Origin of the sequence: uncultured Kocuria sp. (genome assembly GCF_947500125.1) — a bacterium.
Lineage (GTDB): Bacteria > Actinomycetota > Actinomycetes > Actinomycetales > Micrococcaceae > Kocuria.
Window position 1 is genome coordinate 1 of record NZ_CANMRA010000072.1, and the last position, 2,810, is coordinate 2,810.

Below are 2,810 nucleotides of genomic sequence, written 5' to 3' on the forward strand. Positions count from 1 at the left end.
GGGGGGGGGGCGGGGGGGCGGGGGGGGGGGGGGGGGGGGGGGGGTGGGGGGGGGGCGGGGGGGGGGGGTGGGGGGGGGGGGGGGGGGGGGGGGGGGGGGCCGGGGGGGGGGGGGGCCCCCCCCCGGGGGGGGGGCCCCGGGGGCCCCCCGGGGGGGCGCCGCCAGGGGGACCGTCCGGGTCAGGCCTGGACGATGTTGTGCTCGGGTCCGTACGGGAACTTGGTGATGTTCTCCGCCCCGTCCTCACCGATGACGAGGATGTCGTGCTCGCGGTAGCCGCCGGCGCCCGGCTCGCCCTCCGGGACCGTGATCATCGGCTCCATGGACACCACCATGCCCGGCTCCAGGACCGTGTCGATGTCCTCGCGCAGCTCCAGACCGGCCTCGCGGCCGTAGTAGTGGGACAGCACGCCGAAGGAGTGGCCGTAGCCGAAGGTGCGGTTGGCGAGCAGACCGTGGGAGATGTAGATCTCGTTGAGCTCCGCGGCGATGTCCTGGCACACCGCGCCCGGCTTGATCAGCTCGAGGCCGCGCTCGTGGACCTCGACGTTGATCTCCCACAGCTGCCGCGAGCGGGCGTCGGGCTCACCGAGGAACAGGGTGCGCTCCAGGGCGGTGTAGTAGCCGGAGGTCATGGGGAAGCAGTTCAGGGACAGGATGTCCCCGCGCTGCAGCTTGCGGGTGGTGGCCCAGTTGTGCGCGCCGTCGGTGTTGATCCCGGACTGGAACCACACCCAGGTGTCGCGGACCTCGCGGTGCGGGAAGGTGCGGGCGATCTCGTGGACCATCGCCTCGGTGCCGATGAGCGCGACCTCGTACTCGGTGATGCCCTCGCGGATCGCGGCGCGGATGGCCTCGCCGCCGAGGTCGCCGATGCGGGCGCCGTGCTTGATGACCTCGATCTCCTCGGCGGACTTGAGCATGCGCTGGCGCATGGCGTCCTGGGAGACGTCGGTGAGCTCGGCGCCCTCGAACGCGGCCTGGATGCGGCGGCGGGTCAGCAGCGGCAGGGCGTCGTCCTCGACACCGATCCGGCGCGCCTGCACGCCGCGCCGGCGCAGGGCCTCCTGGAGACCGTAGTAGAAGTTGTCGCGCCGCCAGTCGGTGTAGACGATGTTGTCGCCGTAGCTGGTGCGCCACGGCATGCCGGCGTCGATGTTGGCGGTGACCGTCACGGAGTCCTCGGCGGTGACGACCAGGGCGTAGTTGCGCCCGAACGTGGTGTAGAGGAAGTCCGAGTAGTACTTGATGCCGTGGTAGCTGGTGAGGATGACGGCGTCGAGCTGCTGCTGGGCCATGATCCGGCGCAGGCCGGACAGCCGGCGCTCGAACTCGGCGTCGGAGAAGGTCAGCTGCTCCTTCTGCCCGTTGTGCAGGGTCTTCAGGCGCTCGAGCTCGGCGACGGAGGCGGCGGGGGCGGTGAGGGGCGAGGTGGTCATGGTCGTCCTTTCGTGGGTCTTCCGGAGACGCGGAACAGGGTCGCGCCGAACGGCCGGAGCGCCGTGGGAGCCGGGGAAGAGGAGTGCCTCTTGGCGCGAGTGCGTTGCTATCAATGCAACAGCGTTGCCTCAATGTAAGGAGTGATCTAGCTCACCGTCAATGGCCGTGACGTTAATTTGTGTTATCGCGGCGTTAAACCCGGTAACACAGGGAGACATCCCACCGACCGTAATGCGGAGCCGACGCACCGAAGTTGTGATTAGCGCAACAAAAGACCGCTCAGAGGACCCGGCGCACCTGCTCCTCGAAGTCACGGATGTGCTCGAGCATGATCGTGGCGGCCTCGTCACTCCTGCCCTCCAGCACCGCGGTGAGCAGGGCCGTGTGCACGGAGATGTGCTCCTGCAGCTGCGGGATCCGGTCGGCGGCCACGCACCAGATCCGGGTGGCGAGGTTGCCGTAGCGCGTCAGGGTCGTCTCGAGATGAGCGTTGCCGGCGGCGGCGTAGACGGCCCGGTGGATGGCCACGTCCCAGCGCAGGGTGTCCTCGCGGTCCCCCGCGGCCGGGTCCTCGAGCTGCCCCCGGAGCCGCTCCAGGCGCTCGCGGGCGGCACCCCCGTGCCGCTCGGCCGCCAGCCGGGCGGCCAGCGGCTCGAGCACCTCGCGCACCTGGGAGATCTCGGACAGGGCGGTGATGTCCACGGTGGTCGCGAACGTCCCCCGGCGCGGATAGGTCACCACGAGGTGCTCCGACTCCAGTCGCTTGAGCGCCTCGCGCAGCGGGGTGCGCCCGACCCCCAGATCCTCGCTCAGGCGCGCCTCGTTGAGCGGACTGCCGGGCGGGATGTCGAGCAGGATCAGCCGGTCCTGCAGCCGGAGGAAGGCCTGGTCGGCCAGGGACCGGCCACCCCCCGTGGTCTCGTCGGTGTGCTGCAGCATGCGGGGCCCTTCCTGCGGCGTGCGTGACGGGGATCGGAGCGGCGGCCCGGGACGACTGAAAACGTCATGCTTGACCCCACGTGCTCCTCGTCACATACTAAGCCTCAACAACTGATATATCAGTTGCACACAAGGAACTTCCCAGGAGGGCACATGACCGTGCACGAGGACCACCCCCTGTACCAGCCGCTGGCCGAGAGCGATCCCGAGGTCGCCGCGGCCGTCGACGCCGAGCTGCGGCGCCAGCAGTCCACGCTGGAGATGATCGCCTCCGAGAACTTCGCCCCCGTGGCCGTGATGGAGGCGCAGGGCTCGGTGCTGACCAACAAGTACGCCGAGGGCTACCCGGGGCGCCGCTACTACGGCGGCTGCGAGCACGTGGACGTGATCGAGCAGCTGGCCATCGACCGGGCCAAGGACCTCTTCGGCGC

Annotated in this window: 2 protein-coding genes and 1 pseudogene; 1 reads left to right on the forward strand and 2 read right to left on the reverse strand. The window is 70.3% G+C overall.

Features of this window, described 5'->3' with window-relative positions:
• Positions 1-179: 179 nt before the first annotated feature.
• Together Q0817_RS19845 and Q0817_RS19850 are read right to left on the reverse strand one after the other, a co-directional pair.
• Positions 180-1,439, reverse strand: coding sequence for a M24 family metallopeptidase (locus tag Q0817_RS19845; RefSeq protein ID WP_298592173.1), 1,260 nt, complete (start codon positions 1,437-1,439; stop codon positions 180-182).
• A gap of 280 nt (positions 1,440-1,719) precedes the next feature.
• Positions 1,720-2,379, reverse strand: a complete 660-nt coding sequence (locus tag Q0817_RS19850) for a GntR family transcriptional regulator (RefSeq protein WP_298592176.1) — start codon at positions 2,377-2,379, stop codon at positions 1,720-1,722.
• Between the two features lie 153 nt (positions 2,380-2,532).
• Between Q0817_RS19850 and Q0817_RS19855 the strand changes: the two are divergent.
• A pseudogene (locus Q0817_RS19855) lies at positions 2,533-2,810 on the forward strand (serine hydroxymethyltransferase); the annotation flags it as partial.

What these genes read in the sequence shown, in the direction of transcription:
- Q0817_RS19850 (WP_298592176.1), bottom strand. Translation starts at nt 2,379, where the DNA reads ATGCTGCAGCACACCGACGAGACCACGGGGGGTGGCCGGTCCCTGGCC.
- Q0817_RS19845 (WP_298592173.1), bottom strand. Translation starts at nt 1,439, where the DNA reads ATGACCACCTCGCCCCTCACCGCCCCCGCCGCCTCCGTCGCCGAGCTC.